At 58.8% G+C, this 18,980-nt stretch carries 16 protein-coding genes; 8 read left to right on the top strand and 8 right to left on the bottom strand.

Features of this window, described 5'->3' with window-relative positions; all coding sequences use genetic code 11:
• Positions 1 to 20 precede the first annotated feature (20 nt).
• Positions 21 to 173: a hypothetical protein gene (locus Q9S52_RS05165; RefSeq protein WP_300828688.1), complete on the top strand. Its 153-nt coding sequence runs from the start codon at positions 21 to 23 to the stop codon at positions 171 to 173.
• Positions 174 to 1,138: 965 nt separating this feature from the next.
• Here Q9S52_RS05165 and mutS read toward each other — a convergent pair.
• Positions 1,139 to 3,853, bottom strand: a complete 2,715-nt coding sequence (gene mutS / locus Q9S52_RS05160) for a DNA mismatch repair protein MutS (RefSeq protein WP_297623516.1) — start codon at positions 3,851 to 3,853, stop codon at positions 1,139 to 1,141.
• Between the two features lie 143 nt (positions 3,854 to 3,996).
• Here mutS and Q9S52_RS05155 point away from each other — a divergent pair, with 143 nt between their 5' ends.
• Complete coding sequence (locus Q9S52_RS05155; RefSeq protein ID WP_300828318.1) at positions 3,997 to 4,227, top strand: hypothetical protein; 231 nt, start codon at positions 3,997 to 3,999, stop codon at positions 4,225 to 4,227.
• A 581-nt stretch (positions 4,228 to 4,808) separates the two neighbouring features.
• On the opposite strand, the gene Q9S52_RS05150 is transcribed toward Q9S52_RS05155, so the two are convergent.
• On the bottom strand, positions 4,809 to 6,920 hold the full coding sequence (locus tag Q9S52_RS05150; protein ID WP_304708380.1) for a glycoside hydrolase family 2 TIM barrel-domain containing protein: 2,112 nt from the start codon (positions 6,918 to 6,920) through the stop codon (positions 4,809 to 4,811).
• A gap of 265 nt (positions 6,921 to 7,185) precedes the next feature.
• On the opposite strand from Q9S52_RS05150, the gene Q9S52_RS05145 reads away from it, so the two are divergent.
• The 3 genes from Q9S52_RS05145 to nth all read left to right on the top strand — a co-directional run bounded on the left by Q9S52_RS05145 (position 7,186) and on the right by nth (position 9,392).
• Positions 7,186 to 7,488, top strand: a complete 303-nt coding sequence (locus tag Q9S52_RS05145) for a hypothetical protein (RefSeq protein WP_297628640.1) — start codon at positions 7,186 to 7,188, stop codon at positions 7,486 to 7,488.
• A gap of 70 nt (positions 7,489 to 7,558) precedes the next feature.
• Complete coding sequence (locus Q9S52_RS05140; protein ID WP_300400780.1) at positions 7,559 to 8,635, top strand: BF3164 family lipoprotein; 1,077 nt, start codon at positions 7,559 to 7,561, stop codon at positions 8,633 to 8,635.
• A gap of 97 nt (positions 8,636 to 8,732) precedes the next feature.
• The gene (gene nth, locus Q9S52_RS05135) at positions 8,733 to 9,392 is read left to right on the top strand and encodes an endonuclease III (RefSeq protein WP_297628636.1); all 660 of its coding nucleotides are present in this window, start codon (positions 8,733 to 8,735) and stop codon (positions 9,390 to 9,392) included.
• Positions 9,393 to 9,395: 3 nt separating this feature from the next.
• On the opposite strand, the gene rodA is transcribed toward nth, so the two are convergent.
• The 4 genes from rodA to mreC are packed head-to-tail and all read right to left on the bottom strand — an operon-like array spanning position 9,396 to position 14,166.
• Entirely contained in the window at positions 9,396 to 10,886 is a 1,491-nt protein-coding gene (gene rodA / locus Q9S52_RS05130; protein ID WP_297628634.1) for a rod shape-determining protein RodA, read from the bottom strand.
• The gene (mrdA, locus tag Q9S52_RS05125) at positions 10,867 to 12,693 is read right to left on the bottom strand and encodes a penicillin-binding protein 2 (RefSeq protein WP_300601726.1); all 1,827 of its coding nucleotides are present in this window, start codon (positions 12,691 to 12,693) and stop codon (positions 10,867 to 10,869) included. Before mrdA ends, rodA begins: the two co-directional genes overlap by 20 nt.
• A gap of 31 nt (positions 12,694 to 12,724) precedes the next feature.
• Positions 12,725 to 13,237 (bottom strand): rod shape-determining protein MreD, encoded by a 513-nt coding sequence (locus Q9S52_RS05120; protein ID WP_297831299.1) that lies wholly within the window; start codon positions 13,235 to 13,237, stop codon positions 12,725 to 12,727.
• The gene (gene mreC, locus Q9S52_RS05115) at positions 13,234 to 14,166 is read right to left on the bottom strand and encodes a rod shape-determining protein MreC (RefSeq protein ID WP_304708378.1); all 933 of its coding nucleotides are present in this window, start codon (positions 14,164 to 14,166) and stop codon (positions 13,234 to 13,236) included. The genes Q9S52_RS05120 and mreC overlap by 4 nt, the downstream gene beginning before the upstream one ends.
• A gap of 122 nt (positions 14,167 to 14,288) precedes the next feature.
• On the opposite strand from mreC, the gene Q9S52_RS05110 reads away from it, so the two are divergent.
• Both Q9S52_RS05110 and Q9S52_RS05105 read left to right on the top strand, forming a co-directional pair.
• Positions 14,289 to 14,768, top strand: coding sequence for a hypothetical protein (locus Q9S52_RS05110; protein ID WP_304708377.1), 480 nt, complete (start codon positions 14,289 to 14,291; stop codon positions 14,766 to 14,768).
• Positions 14,769 to 15,327: 559 nt separating this feature from the next.
• Entirely contained in the window at positions 15,328 to 15,684 is a 357-nt protein-coding gene (locus Q9S52_RS05105; RefSeq protein WP_304708376.1) for a hypothetical protein, read from the top strand.
• Between the two features lie 145 nt (positions 15,685 to 15,829).
• Here Q9S52_RS05105 and Q9S52_RS05100 read toward each other — a convergent pair whose 3' ends face one another.
• Together Q9S52_RS05100 and purH are read right to left on the bottom strand one after the other, a co-directional pair.
• Positions 15,830 to 16,852, bottom strand: coding sequence for a rod shape-determining protein (locus Q9S52_RS05100; protein ID WP_294593487.1), 1,023 nt, complete (start codon positions 16,850 to 16,852; stop codon positions 15,830 to 15,832).
• A gap of 8 nt (positions 16,853 to 16,860) precedes the next feature.
• Complete coding sequence (gene purH, locus Q9S52_RS05095; RefSeq protein ID WP_304708375.1) at positions 16,861 to 18,420, bottom strand: bifunctional phosphoribosylaminoimidazolecarboxamide formyltransferase/IMP cyclohydrolase; 1,560 nt, start codon at positions 18,418 to 18,420, stop codon at positions 16,861 to 16,863.
• A 323-nt stretch (positions 18,421 to 18,743) separates the two neighbouring features.
• On the opposite strand from purH, the gene Q9S52_RS05090 reads away from it, so the two are divergent.
• A partial coding sequence (locus tag Q9S52_RS05090) for a hypothetical protein (RefSeq protein WP_304708374.1) occupies positions 18,744 to 18,980 on the top strand: 237 nt, incomplete at its 3' end.

Genomic DNA, 18,980 nt, shown 5'->3' with positions numbered 1-18,980 from the left:
TCCGCCATCACGCGTCGGGTATGCTGAACTATGTGGGCAACTACGCATTCAACTGGGCTTCTACGGTCGGCGGGACCAACGGCATGGATTTGAATTTCAATGTCCAGAGTCTCTACTCGGGAACTTCGGATACTCGTGCCCGCGGTTTTCTGTTGCGTTGCCTCTCGGAATAAACGCCGCGGGCCCGGGGGGGGCAATGGGCTGGAGCTACCCTAACGACTGGCAGCCTCTACCCTACCTTTTTTGTTTGACATTGGCGGCCGAAGCCTGCGGGGCCCACGGCAACGTCAGTTGCGGGCCTCCGCTACGGGAGGCTTCGGCCCGCGCGACCCGTTGGGTCGCAGAAACTCGGCCCAATTCTGTGGCATTCGTCCTCGGCGCGTCTTGTTAAAGCAGTTTGCCGCCAGCGGTGAGTGCAACGAGCTCCGTCGAGTTGCAGCCCGCCGCATGGGGTGGCGGCGAACTGCGCGGCTCAAAGAGCCGCAAGAGCTCGGCCAACAAATCAACCCAAAGATTCAGCACAATTCGCAGCTCAAAACTCGCCCCATTCTGTTGGGTTCGGGCTGCGCGCTCCGGGGGGTGGGCCAAAGGCCCAGCGCGCAGGCCCGGCGGTTCTACGAACCGCAAAGACACGACCAACAGCTCGGCCCAACGCGGCGCGAAAACAAGCACAGCCCAGCTCTCCGCCCCGTGTCCGCCTTCACTGCGGCTCCGCTTTCGCTCCGCCGCTTTTTCGCGCGCCTTGCGCGATTCAGCTGTTTCGGCTCACCGCCGAAACAGCTGAATCGCTTCTTTAGGCGGGGCGCGCGCGTCCTACGGGAGGGTACTGCCCTTACGCCGGGCGGGCCCCACGTCCCGTGGACGGGAAATGCTGACGCATTTCAACTGGCCGCCTCTACCCCCGTTCTTCGTCCGCGCGCGGATGGTCATTGCCCCGGCTCGAACTGTTCCTTTTGGCTTCGCCTTTCTCCTCGCCAGCTCGGCAATTCGCAAACTGCGTTTGCATTGCCCTCGCTGGCAGCGTCGGTTGTGAACAAAAGGAACCGAAAAAACTTTAGAGCGCATCCCTGCGGGATGCTCTGGCCGGGTCTACCCGCAGAACACAAACAAGCTGCGCCACAGCCGGCCCAGTCCATCCCTACAAACCGCTCAACTTCTTGATCTCATGCAGCTTGTTGAGCGCCTCGATAGGGGTCAGCGAGTTGATGTCCAAATCCTTGATCTGATCCCGGATATCTTTCAACACCGGGTCATCCAGCTGGAAGAAACTCAACTGCATCGACTTCTCGCTCGAAGACACAGAAGGCGTGGGAGAAGGTGCAGCCGACACAGCGGTCGTATCCGGCGAATCGGCCGACAAAGCCGAGCCACCGCCATCCGACGCATCATGAGCCGAAGAACCGTTGCGCCGCTGCCGCTCCAAGTCCTCCAACACCGTCTTGGCCCGGTCGATCACCCGCGGAGGCATCCCCGCCATCTTCGCCACATGGATCCCGAACGAATGCTCCGTACCGCCCGGAACCAGCTTCCGAAGGAAAATCACCCGTTTGTCCACCTCCCGCACCTGGACGTTGAAGTTCTTGATCCGCTCGAACCGCGCCTCCATCTCGTTCAACTCGTGGTAGTGAGTTGCAAAGAGCGTCTTGGCCCGCCCCGCCGGATGTTCATGGAGGTATTCGACCATCGCCCACGCAATCGAAATTCCGTCGTAGGTGCTCGTCCCGCGCCCGATCTCGTCCAGCAACACGAGGCTCCGCCCCGAGATGTTGTTCAGGATGTTGGCCGACTCCAGCATCTCGACCATAAAGGTCGATTCGCCCTGCGAAATGTTGTCCGAGGCCCCCACGCGCGTGAAAATCCGGTCGACCAGCCCGATCCGGGCCGAAGAGGCCGGCACGAAACATCCGATCTGAGCGAGCAGAACGATCAGGGCGGTCTGCCGCAACAGCGCCGATTTACCTGCCATATTGGGCCCCGTGATAATGATAATCTGCTGCGACGAAGCGTCCAAATAGAGGTCGTTCGGGATGTACGGTTCGCCGATGGGCAGCCGTTGTTCGATCACCGGATGCCGCCCGTCTTTGATCTCCAGCACATCGTCTTCGGTAATCTCCGGCCGACAGTAGTTGTGTTCGATGGCGTCATGGGCAAAAGACTGGAGGCAGTCGAGTTCGGCCACAGCCATGGCATTCCCCTGAATCATCGCCACATGGGGCTGCAAAACCGAAACGAGTTCGCCGTACAAGCGCACTTCGATGGCGTTGATCTTGTCCTCGGCCCCCAGAATTTTCTCTTCGTACTCCTTGAGCTCTTCGGTGATATAGCGTTCGGCGTTCACTAAGGTCTGTTTCCGGATCCACCCCTCGGGCACCTTGTCGCGATGGGCATTGCGGACTTCGATGTAGTAGCCGAAAACGTTGTTGTAGCTGATTTTAAGCGGAATACCGACGGCTTCGCTCTCGCGCTGCTGCAAGGCGAGGAGATAGTCTTTCCCGCCGGTGGCGATCTCGCGCAGCTGGTCCAACTCGTCGTGCACGCCGTAAGCGATCACCGGCCCGCGCCCCGGAATCAAGGCCGGTTCGGCGAGGATGCACTGTTCGATCGCTGTCCGCGCCGAGGAGCAGTCGGCAAAGCGTTCGGCGAATTTGCGCAGCTCGGCGTTCGGGCTCTCGGCGCAGAGCGTCCGTATCCGCTCAGCGGCAGCCAACCCTTTGGCCAGTTGTACGAGTTCGCGCGGATTGACGCGTCCGACGGCGAGTTTCGAAACGATTCGTTCCATGTCGCCGATATCGGTGAGTTCGGCCCCCAACTCATCCCGCAACTTGGCGTCGCGCATCAGGTGACTGACCACTTCCAACCGAGTGTCGATGGCCGCTTTGTCCTTGAGCGGCAGCGAGATCCACCGTCGCAAGAGCCGCGCTCCCATCGGCGAGAGCGTCTGGTCGATGACGTCGGTGAGCGAGGTGCCGTTCTCGCTCAGCGGGTGGAAGAGTTCGAGGTTGCGGATCGAGAAGCGGTCGATCCAGACGTATTTGTCCTGATCGAGTCTGGAAATCCCCCGCACATGGCTCAGGTCTTTGTGTTCGGTGTATTCGAGGTAGTAGATCACGGCCCCTGCGGCGCTCACGGCCAGAGGCAGGAGGTCGATCCCGAATCCTTTCAGAGAGGTGGTGTCGAACTGTTTGAGGAGCTTCTCGCGGTTGCTGTCGTAGTTGAAGGCCCACTCGTCGAGTTTATAGGTGTAGTACCGGTCGCCGAAGGCTTGCCGGAAGTCGTTTTCGTCGCCTTTTTTGAAAATGACCTCCTTGGGCATGAGGTTGGCCAGGAGTTTGTCGATGTAGTCGTAGGCTCCTTCGGCGGCGTAAAATTCGCCGGTGGAAATGTCGATGAAGGCGACGCCTGCCCTGCCCTTCGGCCCGAGCGAAACGGCGGCGAGGTAGGTATTCTCCTTATGGTCTAAGATATTGTCGTCGAAGGTGATACCGGGGGTCACGAGCTCCGTGACGCCGCGTTTGACGATCCCTTTGGCCTGTTTGGGGTCTTCGAGCTGTTCGCAGACGGCGACGCGCTGGCCGGCCCGCACGAGCTTAGGCAAATAGACGTCCAGGGCGTGGTACGGAAAGCCGGCGAGTTCGACGCTGGCGGCGGATCCGTTGGCGCGTTTGGTAAGGGTGATGCCGAGTATCTTGCTGGCGATGATGGCGTCGGGCCCGAAGGTCTCGTAGAAGTCGCCGGCGCGGAAGAGCAGAATGGCGTCGGGATGCTGGTCTTTGATGGAGTAGTATTGCTTCATCAAAGGGGTGAGGACGTATTTTTTCTCGGTTCCCGCCTGCTGTTCTTCGGTCTTGGCCATAGGGTTTCGGTTTGTGGTTCACAAAGATAGGGCAAAAAACCGTTTTTTCGGCGTATCGGCGAGGCGATCTTTGTTTAACGGTTCGACAAACGGGCGCGGGCAAGGTGCTCCGACTTGAGGTAGTGGCGAGTAGGAAGAGGCGGTTGGGGAGTTTTCGAAAACCAAGCGCCGCCCCGGGCTTCCGCGACTGCGGCTACTATGGGCGAGGAGGCCAGCCCGACAACGTCGGCTACGGCGGATTCAGCTGGTCGCCCGCAGTCGGCGGCACCAACCGCATCTACGGCACATTTTTGAGCTTCTATACCCAACGGATCAACCCCAACAGCTCCGGCTACCGCGCCCACGGTGTCCAGTTGCGTTGCCTCTCGGAATAAACGCGCCCACAGGGCATTTTGCTGGCAGCCTCTACTCCAAGTAACCGACAGCCTCTACCCTACTTTGGTTTGACCTTGGGCGGTCGGACGCCCGGGAGGTCTCGCAACTATCGACGCGCAAGCGGCGTGTTGCGGGCCGCCCGTGGGCAGGCGTCCGGCCCGCGCGACCCAAAGGGTCGCAGAAGCACGACCAACAGTTCAGCCCAAAGCCAGACCAATAGTTCACCCCATTCACTGCACACAGTTGTCGGGTGCGTTCTCGACCGCAGCCTGCGGAGGCTTCGCTATTCGCTCGCAGCCCAAAGCCCGACCAAAAGCAAAGCCCAAAGCTCGTCCCAGTTCTCCGCCCCGTGTCCACCCCACTGCGGCTCCGCTGTCGCTCCGCCGCTTTTTCGCGCGCCTTGCGCGATTCATCTATATTCGGCTCGCGCCGAAGTAGTTGAATCGCTTCTTTAGGCGGGGGGCGCGTTTGCTTTGAAGTAATAAAGGCCGCCCGCCGTGGCGCGAACGCGTCCGCCGGGCGGGCGGTGCCTCCCGGCACTCGGAATGGACAGCCTCGACCCAATGCTCAACTCAGCCCGCTACTGCCGCGAACGCTGCAAACGGGCGCCCGATGACGAAGTCACCTCCGGACCGCCCGCAGACTCGATACCCGGCAGCTGGATCCGGCTGCCGACCACCCACACACTGCTGTCCCGAGCCCCCGACAACGGATCGACCGCCTCTAAGAGATTCTCGCCCGGCCGCAACGTCACCCTCGTCCACTGAAACCGTCCCAAACCGTCGTTCGACCTCAACCCCTGAGAAACCCCATTGACAAAAAGCTCCACATCGCTCGCGTTCGAGAAGACCCGCACCGCCTGCACCCGCGAGAACCGCTCCTCGATACGGCTGTCCGCCAGATGGACAAACGATTCCGAAGCATTCCAGTTCGCCTTGTAAAAGTAAAAAGCATCTTTCCGCACCCGCCGGTCGAAAGTCACCAACCCGTAATCCGCCACCCCCGGTCGTGCGCCGTCCGTGCGATGCGCCGCCCCGTAATCGAACATCGTCCAGACGAAAGTCCCCCAGAAGTTCGGACGCGACGCGATCACCCCCCAATAATTCTCGTGCAACCACGTCTGCCACTGCTCCGGATGCCAGCTCCCCGCCGCGTCCGGACGACTGAGACTGTCGGCCCACTGATAGATGCTCGCCCCCGCGCCGTACTCGCTCACGCCGCTCCGGAGCGTCGGAAACCCGCGCCGCAAATCGCGCGTCCAAATGGCAAAATCCTGAGGCTGACCCGATTTCCAACCCAAAAACTGATTGAACCCGATCAAATCCGTCACGAAGTTCAACTCGCCGTCCTGATTGCTCGCCGCCACCGTCAACCGACCGCCGCCCTCCTCTTTCGCCACCCGATTCAACTCGCGCACCACCCCGATCGGATCAGCCCCCCGCTGGGTCAGCTGATCGAACAGCCCCCACCAGATGACCGACGGGTGGTTGTACTGCTGCCGCATCATCTCGCGCAGCTGTTGCAGCAGGTTCGCCCGAAACCCCTCGCTATCGTTGAATCCCTTGTACCTATAGCCCCCCGCGCCGACCAGCGGCAGGTCGCTCCAAACCAGAATCCCGGCCCGGTCGCACAGGTCGAGAAAATACGGATCGTTCGGGAAATAGGCGCACCGAACGGCATTCACCCCCATCTCGCGCATCAGTTCGACATCGCGCCGATGGTTCTGCCGCCGCAGCGCATTCCCGATGCCGTCCCAGTCCTCCACACGACAAACCCCCTGAATCCGCAACGGTTTGCCGTTCAAATAGAACCGATTGTCGTCGCCCACGTTGAACCACCGCACGCCGAACGCCTGGCACACCGTATCCTGCGTCCCCGCCGAGCTGCTCACACGCGCCTCCAAGGTATAGAGATAGGGATCTTCCGTACCGTTCCACAAGTGCGGATGGTCGATCGCGAACGAGACGCCTACCTCGCTGCGCCCCTCCTGATCGAGTTTCACGCGCCGGTTCAACGTCTCGACGACGTTCCCCTCGCCGTCGCGCACCGTGAAGACGGCGGTCGTCATCTCACCGCTCCGTCCCCGCACCGCCGCAAGGGCATTCACCTCGGCCCGCTCGGCAGAAACCCGGGTGGGGGTGATGTAAAGCCCGCTCGACCCGTAATCGTCGAGGGCGATGTGCGTCGCGGGAGTCGAAATCAGCTCGACGCTGCGATACAGACCGCCGTAGACATTGAGGTCGCCGGTCAGCGGCGCGACGTCGAGGTCGGGGGCATTATTGACCCTCACCCATAAGGTGTTGCGCCCGCCGAAGCGCACGAGAGGAGTAATCTCCCAGGCAAAAGCAGTGTACCCGCCGCGGTGCTGCCCCACATGTTTGCCGTTCACGAAGAGGTCGCAGACGGAGTTGGCGCCGCCGAAGCGCAGGAAAAGCCTCCGCCCGTTCCATCCGGCGGGAATTTCGATCACTTTGACGTAGTTCCCGAGCCCGCGATAGTAGTCGGGTTTGCCGCCGAGCAGGTCGGTGTTCCACGTATGGGGCAGATCGACGGGCCGGGCGGCAGCGGCGGCGTTCATCTCCCAGCTGGGGGTATAGGTCCATCCGCGGTCGAGCGAAACGCTCTGTCGCCGCATGCCGTGGGCCGCACACAGCCCGAAAAGGGCGAGCAAAAGAAAAAGGCTCTTTTTCATAAGAATCGATTTCGGTATGGTCGAAGACAAAGATAGCGATTTCTGCCAAAGGAGCTCGTCCGGTCAGAGGTCAAGCAAACGGGGTACAGGGAGGTCACCTCCGCAGCAAGGCTCCGACCCAAGAAATTTGACGAGCAGGCAAAAAAACACCACTTCAGCCTCAACTATATCTATTGCATTTTAAAATTTTATTCTTACATTTACGCCATAACAAAGATGCGAATTACATCAATTTTGTTTCCTAAACCCCCTAAACTTTATATTCATGAAAAAACATCTAAAAAAGATTGTCGGTTGCACCTTTGCAGCAGTTCTCGGGCTCAGTGCCTACCTGAGCTACCGGCAGGCACAGCCAGCACCGCAGATCTCGGACCTCACGCTGGCCAATATCGAAGCGCTGGGTTATCTCTATGACAATGAGGGTCGAGACAAAGTCGGACGTTGTGATCCGCCGTGGAATTGTCTATGCGATGTCGACGTATTTAACAACGGTTATCCGGGCAAACCGGCAGATAATAGCGGCGGCCCGATCCCCGTGGAATTTCCCGGCATTTTTTACTCCAATTAAAATTCAGATTTTCACAGAGGAAAGAAAAATTTCTTTCCTCTGTACTTTTATTAATTAAGCGCAAAGATTCATGAAATTACATTTTTTCCTGATTGTATCAGGATTACTGGCAAGTTGCTCGTCGGGAAAAACAATCGAGATCGAAGAGCTGTTCCGACATACAAAAACGACGGAAGCAAAGATGATAAAACTCGACATCCCGTCCGAGCAAATTATCGAGCCCATATTCCTAACCGCATTAAACAACAAGATATTAAGCGGATCCTTTTTTGTCGATCCGATGATCGGGGTCTATGAGGTAGATACTCAAACGGCGGTCAAAGGGATTCAACCGAAGGGAAAATCAAAGTACGAGATGATCCGAATATCGTCGATGTACGGGACAGGGAACGAGTTATTCATTTACAGCTCGATGGACGGTAAGGTATTTTGGCGGAGGGTGGACAGCCTCCATTCCGTGCGTCCGGAACGAGTTCTACGTTCGCACGCACAGGAACGCGACTTCGCCTGGTTCAAGATGGTTCCGGTAGCCAAGAATCGCTATGTAGCTTCCGGAATTATGGCTCCGGAAACAAAAGCACAGTTCGCCCTATTGGATAGCGCGTTACGAGTCACGCGTTATTTCGACTCGTTCCCGCTGGAGGGGACACCGATGGCAAACCTAACATACATGCAGCAATGCATGGGAATGCAGGGAACCATGACACCGTCACCGGACGGACACCGGATGATGTGGACGCCCGTGCTGGGTACAATCTTCCGGTTCTATGATTTTTCAAACAATAAACCGGTCAAAATCACCGAATATATATTGCACGTATCTTCATTCTCAGCTCGCGAAAGTGCGCAAAACGGGGTGGAGCACAATCAGAACGACGAGTGGGGAACCATAAGTTCGACGGCTGACGAGAAACATTTTTATGCGTTATATTCTTCGAAAACGATGAAAGAACGAATCCTGGAGGCTTCAGACATTTATGTGTTCGACCTTTCCGGAAAACCGGTACGACACATCATGCTCGACCGACCAGCAACGCAAATCGTGTGGGTGCCTGAAACGGCCGGAGCTCCGGGCAAGGGAAGACTCTTCGCATTCGGCAAGGCGCCGGATACACTGGAACCGGAAATCTTCGAAATCCGATTTTAAGCGGTTAAAACATCGGATGGTCATTCTGAAAATCTATCCGCATTAACGGCTTTTCACTAACTTTGTTTCTTGTTGTAATGTCTACCTTTTCTATTTTATGACCGTCAAGGAGAGATTCGAAGGAATTATCGGCTGGTTTTCTGAAAACATGCCCGGGGCGGATACCGAACTGCATTACCGGTCGCCGTACGAGCTGCTGGTCGCCGTGATGCTCTCGGCGCAGTGCACCGACAAACGGGTCAATCTCGTCACGCCGGCGCTCTTCGAACGCTTCCCCACGGCGCACGAGCTGGCCGGAGCGACCTCGGACGAGGTGTTCGAATACATCCGGTCGGTCTCCTACCCCCGGTCGAAGTCGGAGCACTTAGTGGCGATGGCGCAACGGTTGGAGGAGGTCTACGGAGGACGGGTGCCGGACACGGTCGAGGAGCTCACCACCCTGCAAGGGGTGGGACGCAAGACGGCCAACGTCATCGTCTCGATCGTCTACGACAAACCGGCGATGGCGGTGGACACGCATGTGTTCCGGGTGGCGGAGCGGATCGGACTGACGACCGGATCGAAGAATCCGTTGCAGACGGAGCGGGCGCTGGTGCGGCACATTCCGGAGAAGCTGCTCGGCCGGGCGCACCACTGGCTGATCCTGCACGGCCGGTATATCTGCACGGCGCGCGCGCCGAAGTGCGCGACGTGCGGCATCGCGTCGTGGTGCCGCACCCGGCAGCGGGAGCTGGCCAAGGCGGAGAAGAATCGCTGAGTCTTACAGCAATTTCCGCGCGCTCTCCTCGTACTGCGACGCATCGAGCCGCAAGGCGACGAAGAGCAGGATGGTGAAGGCCATCAACGACGAGCCCCCGTAGCTGAAGAACGGGAGCGGAATCCCGACCACCGGAAAGAGGCCGACGGTCATCCCGATGTTGATGGCGAAGTGGGTGAAGACGATCGCCGCCACCGAATAGCAATAGATCCGGCCGAAAGGCTCTTTCTGTCGTTCGCCCATGCGCATCAGCCGCAGAATCAAGGCGAAAAAGAGGGTCACGACGAACAGCGACCCGATGAATCCCCACTCCTCGCCCACGGTACAGAAAATGAAGTCGGTGCTCTGCTCCGGCACGAAGCTGAAACGGGTCTGCGTCCCGCCCAGAAAGCCCTTGCCGGCGAATCCGCCGGAACCGATGGCGATCTTGGACTGGATCACGTTGTAGCTCCACCCGTGCGGGTCGTTCTCGATACCGAGCAGATCGAGGATCCGCTTCTGCTGGTGCAGCTGGAGAATGTTGTCAAAAACGTAGTCCACCAGCCCGGTGAAAACGACGGCCCCGGCGAAGAAGACGACGTATTTCCAGAGGTTGGTCATGTGGTGCCGGATGCCGTACCGCACGAGCCAAGGCAAGGAGAGGACGGCTCCGGTGAGCATCGAAGCGAAGAGCGACAGGTGCGCGCCGACCAGCGTCCCGATGCCGAAGACGACCGTCCCGAGCAGCAGCACCAGCGCGGCATAGCGCGCGCTGTCGCGCCAGTTTCGGTTCACGAGCCCCTGTGCCGCCAGACAGAGGAAGAAGACGACGAAGAGAATGGGCAGCGGTTCGAGCAGGAAGGAGATGACGAAAAGGAATACGAACATCAGGGCCACCACGTAGAGCGCGGTGCCGAACCCTTCGCGGTAGAGCATCAGGAAGAAGGCGGCGAAGACCATGGCCGACCCGGTGTCATTCTGGGCCAGAATCAGCAGAACGGGAATCCCGATAATCAACCCGATGTAATAGATCGCTTTCCCGGTTCGCAGGTCGAAGTTGTAGGCGCTCATATACCGGGCCAAGGCCAATGCGGTGACGAATTTCATGAACTCGGCGGGCTGTATCCTGACGGAGCCGATCGAGAGCCACGACTGCGCCCCATGACTCTCGTGCCCGAAGAGCAGCACGAAGAGCATCACGCCCAACATGAAAAAATAGAGCGGATAGGCAAGCATGTGCCAGTATTTGCCGTCGATCAGCAGGATGGAGATGGCCAGAAAGAAGCTGATGCCGATCCAGAGCATCTGCATGCCGTAGCGCTGTGAGAGGTCGAAAATCCCGGCGTGCTCCTCGTCGTAGACGGCGGCGAAGATGTTGAGCCAGCCGAAGAAGACCATCACGACGTAGATGGCCACGGTCCACCAGTCGATGTCGGCGGCAAAGAGCCGTCCGCCGCCTTTGTGAGCAGCGGCCCGGTCGGAGCCGAAGATGAGTCTATTTGCCGCGTTTGTCATACATGGGATAAGCTATGGTCATCTCTTTCATCTGCCGGACGAGCTCGGGACGCCGGATGGTATCGGTGAGGTACTGCTCGATCAGCAGGCTGGCGATGGGGGCGGCGGCCGAACCGCCGAAACCGCCGTGCTCGACGTAGACCGAAACGACGATCTTGGGGTCGTATCGCGGCGCGAAGCACAGAAAGGTCGAGTGGTCGGCCCCGTTCGGGTTCTGGGCGGTGCCGGTCTTGCCGCAGATGTTCAGCCCGGGCACGCTGGCGCGTCCGCCGGTTCCGGCGACGTTCACCCCTTCCCACATCCCTTCGACGATGGGTTCGAAGTATTTCGGATTGACTTTCGTGTAGTTTTTCCGGTAGAACCGGGCGTCGATGGAGTCGTGGCCGGCGATCTTCTTCACCACGTGCGGAATGTAGTAGTATCCCCGGTTGGCAATCGTGGCGCCGAGGTTGGCGAGCTGCAAGGGGGTAACCCCGAGCTCGCCCTGTCCGATGGCGAGCGAGATGACGGTGAGCGAGTTCCACCGGCTGCGATACCGCCGGTCGTAGAACTCTTTGGTCGGCACGTAGCCGGCGAGTTCGTCCCAGAAGTCGGATTCGAGTTTTCGTCCGAAACCGAAGCTCCGCACATAGTCGTACCACATGTCGAATCCGCCCTTGGCGACGCCGCCGTACTGGCGGTTGTCGAGGATGTCGCGGAAGACGTAGCAGAAGTAAGCGTTGCACGAATTGGCGGTGGCCTGCACGAGGTTCATCGGCGAGTAGTGGGTGTGGCACTTCACGCCGCGTCCGACGGTATATCCGCCGCTGCACGGGTGGTAGTCTTCGGGCCGCGAGACGCCCTCTTCGAGCCCGATCAGGCCGGTCACTGCCTTGAAGGTGGAGCCGGGCGGGTAGCGGGACATCACGGCGCGGTTGAAAAGCGGATGCCGCGGATTCCGCAGGAGTTCCATGTAGTTGTTCCCCAAATCGCGCCCGACGAGTTTGTCGGGGTCGTAGGAGGGGGAGCTGGCCATGACGAGTATCTCGCCGGTGGCGGGCTCGATGGCCACGACGGAGCCGATTTTACCCGCCATGAGCTCTTCGGCGAGCTGTTGCAGGTCGGCGTCGATGGTGCAGGTGATCGCCTCGCCCGGCACCGGAAGGGTGTCGTAACGCCCGTCGGCATACGATCCTTTGGGCATGCCGTAGACGTCGACGAGTTCGACTTTCACCCCTTTTTTCCCGCGCAGATACTGCTCGTAGGACTTCTCGATGCCGCTCTTGCCGATGTAGTCGCCCATGCGGTAATAGGGGTCGCGTTTGATGGTGGCTTCGTCGACTTCGTTGATGTAGCCGAGGAGGTTGCCGGCGATCTTCCGGGGATAGGTGCGCGAGGTGCGGTATTGGGTATAGAAACCGACGAGGTGGCGTTCGTCGAGTTTGAATTTCACCTCTTTGGGGAGCTGTTTGAAGATCATCGAGGGGCGCCGTTTGGAGTACCGCCGGGCTTTGTCGAGGGCTTTGCGGATATCTTCGACGGTGACGCCCAAGGTCTCGGCGAGGAAAACGGTGTCGAAGGGTTCGACGTCGCGCGGAATGACCATCAGGTCGTAGGATTCGGTGCTCTGGACGAGGAATTCGCCGTTCCGGTCGTAGACTTCGCCGCGCGAGGGGTATTGCACCATGTAGCGCATGGCGTTGTTCCGGGCGTACTCTTTGTAGGAGCTGTCCACGACCTGGATCCAAAAGAGGCGGCCGACGAGAACGAGCACGACGAGAATGAGGCCGAGGTAGAGTATCTGTTGGCGTCTGGAGGGGATATTCATGGACTTTCGCTGCAAACTAAAGGAGGGGGAATCAGGCTTTCACTGCGGTACGAACGAGCGGGAGGTGCAAAAAGTATATGATTCCGATGCTGAATATCGAGCTGAGCACGATACGGAGGGCGATCATCCACACCGCTCCCGAAGGATCTTCGAGGATAAAAAACGGAAGGTTGAAGAGCAGGACGAGGGCGGTGACATAGCGCAGAAAACGGGATGTCCCGACGCGCCCCGCCGTAGGTATCCCTCCTTCGTAAACGAGTTCTTTGCCGAGAAAAAGCCCGACGACGGTCGGTCGCACGAATGCGAGCCAGGTGGATGCGATGGTCTGCAACCCTGCCGTCCCGGACATGAAGTCCACGGCGGCTCCGCTCCCGAAGCCGAGCATCAGCAAGAGCCATCCCGGCGTATCTAACGGCAGGAGGATGATGAACATGATGTAGATGTACGGGTTCACCACGCCGCCGAGGTTGATGTTGTCGAAGACGAACTCCTGAAGAATGAGCAGGAGCAGGAAAATTGCGGTGTATTCCAAAAACCGGATCATGGTCGACCTCCTTCTTCTGTTCCGTCCGAAATGCCGAAGTTATTGCCGCCGTTTCCGGCCACCGAGGCTGCGGTCTGGTCGCTGATGCCGGTCTCGGCATTCCCGACGGTGCTCTCCAGGGCGCGCCGCTCTTCCTGCTCGAGGTAGTGCACGGCGTAGACGCGGCGAAGCCGTGCGAGGTCGGTAAAGAGCCGCACGCGGACTTTATAGAATGTCCCGTTGACCATCTCGAAGCTCTCGACGGTGCCGATGGGCTGGTCGGGCGGAAAGATATACGAATAGTTGGTGGTCACGACGGTATCGCCGACCTCCATGTCGGCGTATTTGGGAATCTCGTCGAGGATGACTTCGCGGTGGTTGAGCCCGTCCCAATAGATGGAGCCGAAGAAGTCGCTCCCCTGTATCCGTCCGCTGGTTCGGAAATCCCGGGTGTTGAGAATGGAGACGGCGACGGAGAAGTGGTCGGAGCAGCGCACGACGTATCCGACGATTCCGTCGTCGGCGATCAGGGCCATCTCGGGTTCGACGCCATCGACGGTTCCGCGGTCGATGGTGATGTAGTTTTCGCGTTTGCTGATGCTGTTCCGGATGACTCGGGCGGGCTGATAGCGATACTGTTGAAGGAGTTCGGCGACGGGGATCGAATCGGTGGCTGCAGTGTGTCCCAATACGGGCGTGACGGGCTGGGGCAGGCTCCTCAGCCGGGCGATTTCGTCGAGCAGCCGCCGGTTCTCGGCGCGCAGACTGAAGTATTCGCCGATGTCGGCGAGTTTGTCGTAGATGCCGCTGACGAGGCGGTCGGAGGCACCGGCAAGACGTGCTTTTTGGTAGAGGTTGCTGTGGAGGAATACGCCGATGGCTATCGCTTCGAGGGCGATAAACAGGAGGACGTAGTAGATCCGTTTGAGAAAAAGAAGTAGTTTCAGCAACTCTGGTTCGGTTTTATCGTGTCGGCGGAGTCTGTTGGACATCAGGCTCCGGCCTTTGTTTACGGTCGAGAGAGCGTTTGCCACAGCGCTCTTCCGGCCGCTTCCGAGGCTGGCTCAAGGTTTTGCGCACGCCCGCCCCGGGCTACCGCAATCATACGGATGGCGCGCTGCTCGGCGTCGGCGGCGAGGGTACGGTCTGGTCTGCATGGGTGCCGGGCGGCAGCACGCGCGCCTGGCGTTTGTTGTTCGGTGCGGCGGGCATGGATCCTTCGTATGCGTACCATCGCGGCTTCGGTTTTCAGTTGCGTTGCCTCTCGCACCCACAGGGTGTTTTATTGCAGCCTCTACCCCTACTTGAAACCGAGGCAGGTCAATTGCCTAGGGTAAACACGGCCAGCTTTCGAGTGCTGAGCGACACCGCCCCGGGCTACCGCGAGATTGCTCATGGCAATCCAACGAGCGTCGGCAACGGAGGATTCTGTTGGGCTTCGAAAGCCGACAGTGCCGGTGGCATGCGTTTGGATTTCCACATGACCTGGCTCGCTCCCGGTTTCACAGGACGTGTCGGCCACGGTATTCCGTTGCGTTGCCTCTCGGAATAAACGGGGACGCTCGGCACGCGAATACTGGCTGGAACTGCCCCAACAACCGGCAGCCGCTACCCTACTTTTTTTAACCTTGGTGGGTCGGACGCCCGGGAAAGACTGCAATTTTCGACGCGCAGCGGCGTGTTGCGGGCCTCCCGTGAAGAAGCGTCCGACCCGCGCGGTTCTTCGAACCGCAAGAACTCAGCCCAACCCACCACATCTAAGTTTGCCCCGTTTTTTCAAATGCGTCTTCGGCGCGCCTTGTTGATGCTGTTCGCCGCCAGCGGTGAGTGCAACGAGCTCCGACGAGTTGCAGTCCGCCGCGCGGGGTGGCGGCGAACTGCGCGGCTCAAAGAGCCGCAAAAGCTCGGCCCAGTTCTCCGCCCCGTATCAGCCTCACTGCGGCTCCGCTTTCGCTCCGCCGCATTTGCCGTCGCCCGCGGCAATTCTTGCCGGATTGGCTAAATGCCAACCGGCAGAATCTGCCCTTTAAGCGGGCGGACGACGGTTTTCGCACGCAGTTCTCTGTTCCGCGCGCTGACGGAAATCTTATTCAAAGCGCAAGACGCTTTGAATGATTTCCTACTTCAGCGATCGCGCGCGGAAGAGCTTTGTCCCGCCTGAAACTGCCCTGCGCGGGCGGCGTCCGGGTGACCCCGGCGGGACGGAGCGATACTGCGTATCGCTTAATCAACTCAGCCCAGTTTTTGGTGCGCGCCGGGGAAATCCAGTCAAAACGTGCCAGCACATTTGGGCGATTTCCCTTTTAAGGCGTCGGCGCGCGATCTGGTCATTACCCCGGCTGGAACTGTTCTTTTTAACTTCGCTGAGCTCGTTTTCCTCCTCGCCGCTCGGCAATTTGCAAACTGCGTTTGCATTGCCCTCGCTGGTAGCGTCGGTTGTGAACAAAGAGAACCTGAAAAACTTTTGACGGATGCTGACGCATCCTAAAGCTGCCGACGGCCCTAATCTCTGTTCGCGCGCCCGCCAAAACTGCGCTCAGGCCGCGCAGGCCCCACGTCCCGTAGACAGGAAATGCTCGCGCATTTCCACTAGCAGCCTCTACCCCCTGCGCCCTACCGCATCAGGAAAGAGAAACGACCGATGTTCTTCAGCGCGATCCCCGTCCCCCGCGCCACCGCACGCAACGGGTCTTCCGAAACGTGGAACGGTATCCGCGTCTTTTGAAACAGCCGTTTGTCCAAACCCCGCAGCAAAGCCCCCCCACCAGCAAGGTAGATCCCGTTCTTCACGATATCCGAATACAACTCCGGCGGAATCTTTTCGAGCACCTTCATAATCGCCGCGTCGACCTTCATCAACGACTTATCCAGCGCATGCGCCACCTCCTTGTACGACACCGGAATCTCCAGCGGCAACGAGGTGATGATGTTCGGCCCCCGCACGATGTGGTCGTCCGGCGGATTGTCCAGATTGTCGATCGCAGCCCCCACCGCAATCTTAATCTCTTCGGCCGTCCGCTCGCCTATCTTGATGTTGTGCTGCTGCCGCATGTAAGTCTGGATGTCCTCCGTGAAAACATCTCCTGCCACGTTGATCGACTCGTTGCACACAATACCGCCCAAGGATATCACAGCCACTTCGGCCGTCCCCCCTCCGATGTCGACGACCATGTGTCCCTCCGGCGCCTCGACGTCGAGTCCCATCCCCAACGCTGCCGCCATCGGTTCGTAGATCATATAGACTTCGCGCCCCCCCGCATGCTCCGCCGAGTCGCGCACGGCACGAATCTCGACGTTGGTCGAACCGCTCGGGATGCAGATCACCATCCGGAGCGACGGACTGAACATCTTGTTCCGCGATTTGATCATCTTGATCATCCCGCGGATCATCATCTCGGCAGCCGTAAAGTCGGCGATCACCCCGTCCCGCAACGGCCGGATAGTCTTGATATCCTGGTGCGTCTTCCCGTGCATCTGCCGGGCCTGATTCCCGATGGCCACCGGCTGGTTGGCATGCTGGTCGAGCGCGACGATCGAGGGCTCGTCGACGACGATCTTGTCGTTATAAATAATAATGGTGTTGGCCGTCCCGAGGTCCATGGCCAACTCCTGGGTGAGGAATGAAAAGAGTCCCATGAGGCGGTTTAGTGTTTGAAGTGGCGCAATCCGGTGAATACCATGGCCATCCCGTTAGCATTGCAATAGTCGATGGTCTCCTGGTCGCGCACCGAGCCGCCGGGCTGAATGATCGTATCGATCCCTTCGCCATGAGCGATCTCGGCGCAGTCGGCGAACGGGAAGAAGGCGTCCGAAGCGAGCACCGCACCCCGCAGGTCGAACCCGAACGACTTCGCTTTGGCAATGGCCTGTTTCAAGGCATCGACCCGCGAGGTCTGCCCGATGCCGCTGGCGAGCAGCATGCCGCCTTTGGCCAAAACGATCGCATTGGATTTCGAGTGTTTCACAATTTTGTTGGCGAAGATCAGGTCTTTCAATTCCGCATCGGTAATTCCTTTGGCCGTCACCTGTTTAGCCTCGGAATCCAGCCCCCCTACCTTCGCATCCCGCTCCTGTACGGCGACCCCGCCGAGCAGCGACCGGAACTGCCGTCCGCAAGCACAGCCCCCCCCCGCACTGACATCGGTCTTGGTTTTGAGAATAATCCGGTTTTTCTTGGTTTCGAGAATGGCCAGCGCCTCCGGTTCATACCCCGGCGCCATAATGACTTCGAAGAAGATTTCGTTGATTTTTTCAGCCGTAGCCTTATCGACTACCCGGTTGGTAATCAGCACTCCGCCGAACGCCGACACCGGATCGCCCGCCAGCGCATCTTTCCACGCCTCGACCAAAGTAGGCCTTACCGCCACCCCGCAGGCGTTGTTGTGCTTCATGATCACGAATGCAGCGTCGGAAGAGTCATTGGCGAATTCGCCGATGAGGTTCACCGCGGCATCCATGTCGAGCATATTATTATAGGAGATCTCCTTGCCGTGCAGCTGTTCGAACCGTTCGGACAGATCCCCGTAGAATGTCGCCGCCTGATGCGGATTTTCGCCGTACCGCAAGTGGGTAGCTTTCTGTTCCGTAAAGCTCTGCTTGAATGCCGGAATCCCTTCGGTGCGGTTGAAGTAGTTGAAAATCGCGGTGTCGTAGTGCGAACTCACGTTGAACGCCTCTGCCGCCAAATGCCTGCGCTGCTCCAACGTAGTCGCCCCATCTTGCGTCTTAAGCAGGTCGAGGATATAGCCGTACTGCGCCACACTCGGCACAATCGCGACGTCCTTGAAATTCTTGGCTGCGGCGCGAATGAGCGAGATACCGCCGATGTCGATCTTCTCGATAATCTGCTGTTCGGTCGCTCCCGGCGTGGCCACGGTCTGTTCGAAAGGATAGAGGTCGACGATCACGAGGTCGATCTCGGGAATTTCATACTGTGCGACCTGCTGAATATCGGTCTCGTTGTCCCTGCGGGAGAGAATACCGCCGAAGACTTTCGGATGCAGGGTCTTGACCCGCCCGCCGAGTATCGACGGATACCCGGTCAGATCCTCGACGGCATGGGCTTTGACGCCCAGTTCTTCGATAAAGGTCTGTGTCCCGCCGGTCGAATATATCTTCACGCCGTGCTTATCTAACTCGCGAACGATCTCTGCCAACCCGTCCTTATAGAAGACGGAAATCAGCGCGCCTTTGATTTTTTTCACTGTCGTAAGTTGTTGTTTGTTTTAAAGTACAAAGATACGACATTTATTTGTTTGTCGTTCAGTCGGAGAGGGGAAGAAGGCAGGAATTTTCGTCTTTTTCCGACCTCCGCACAGGGCGCCAGCTAAGGGACTGGGCCGAGACTGCCATCGGGCGTTTTATTGGGCCGTCGGCAGCTGGAGGATGCGAAGCATCCGTCAAAAGTTTTTCTGGTTCTCTTTGTTCACAACCGACGCTGCCAGCGAGTGCAATGCAAACGCAGTTTGCGAATTGCCGAGCGGCGAGGAGGAAGGCAAAGCCAACGAGAACAGTACCAGCCGGGGCAGTGATCAGATCGCGCGCCTCGCCTAAAGAGGGAAATCGTCAAAATGTGCTGGCGCGTTTTGACAAGATTTCCCCAGGCGCGCGAACGAAGAGTTGGGCTGAGTTGATTAAGCGATACGCAGTATCGCTCCGTCCCGCCGGGGTCACCCGGACGCCGCCCGCGCAGGGCAGTTTCAGGCGGGACAAAGCTCATCCGCGCGCGATCGCTGAAGAAGAAAATCATTCAAACGCGTTGAAT

The organism is uncultured Rikenella sp. (assembly GCF_948810725.1).
GTDB lineage: Bacteria > Bacteroidota > Bacteroidia > Bacteroidales > Rikenellaceae > Rikenella.
This window is presented reverse-complemented; position numbering and strand designations above follow the sequence as displayed.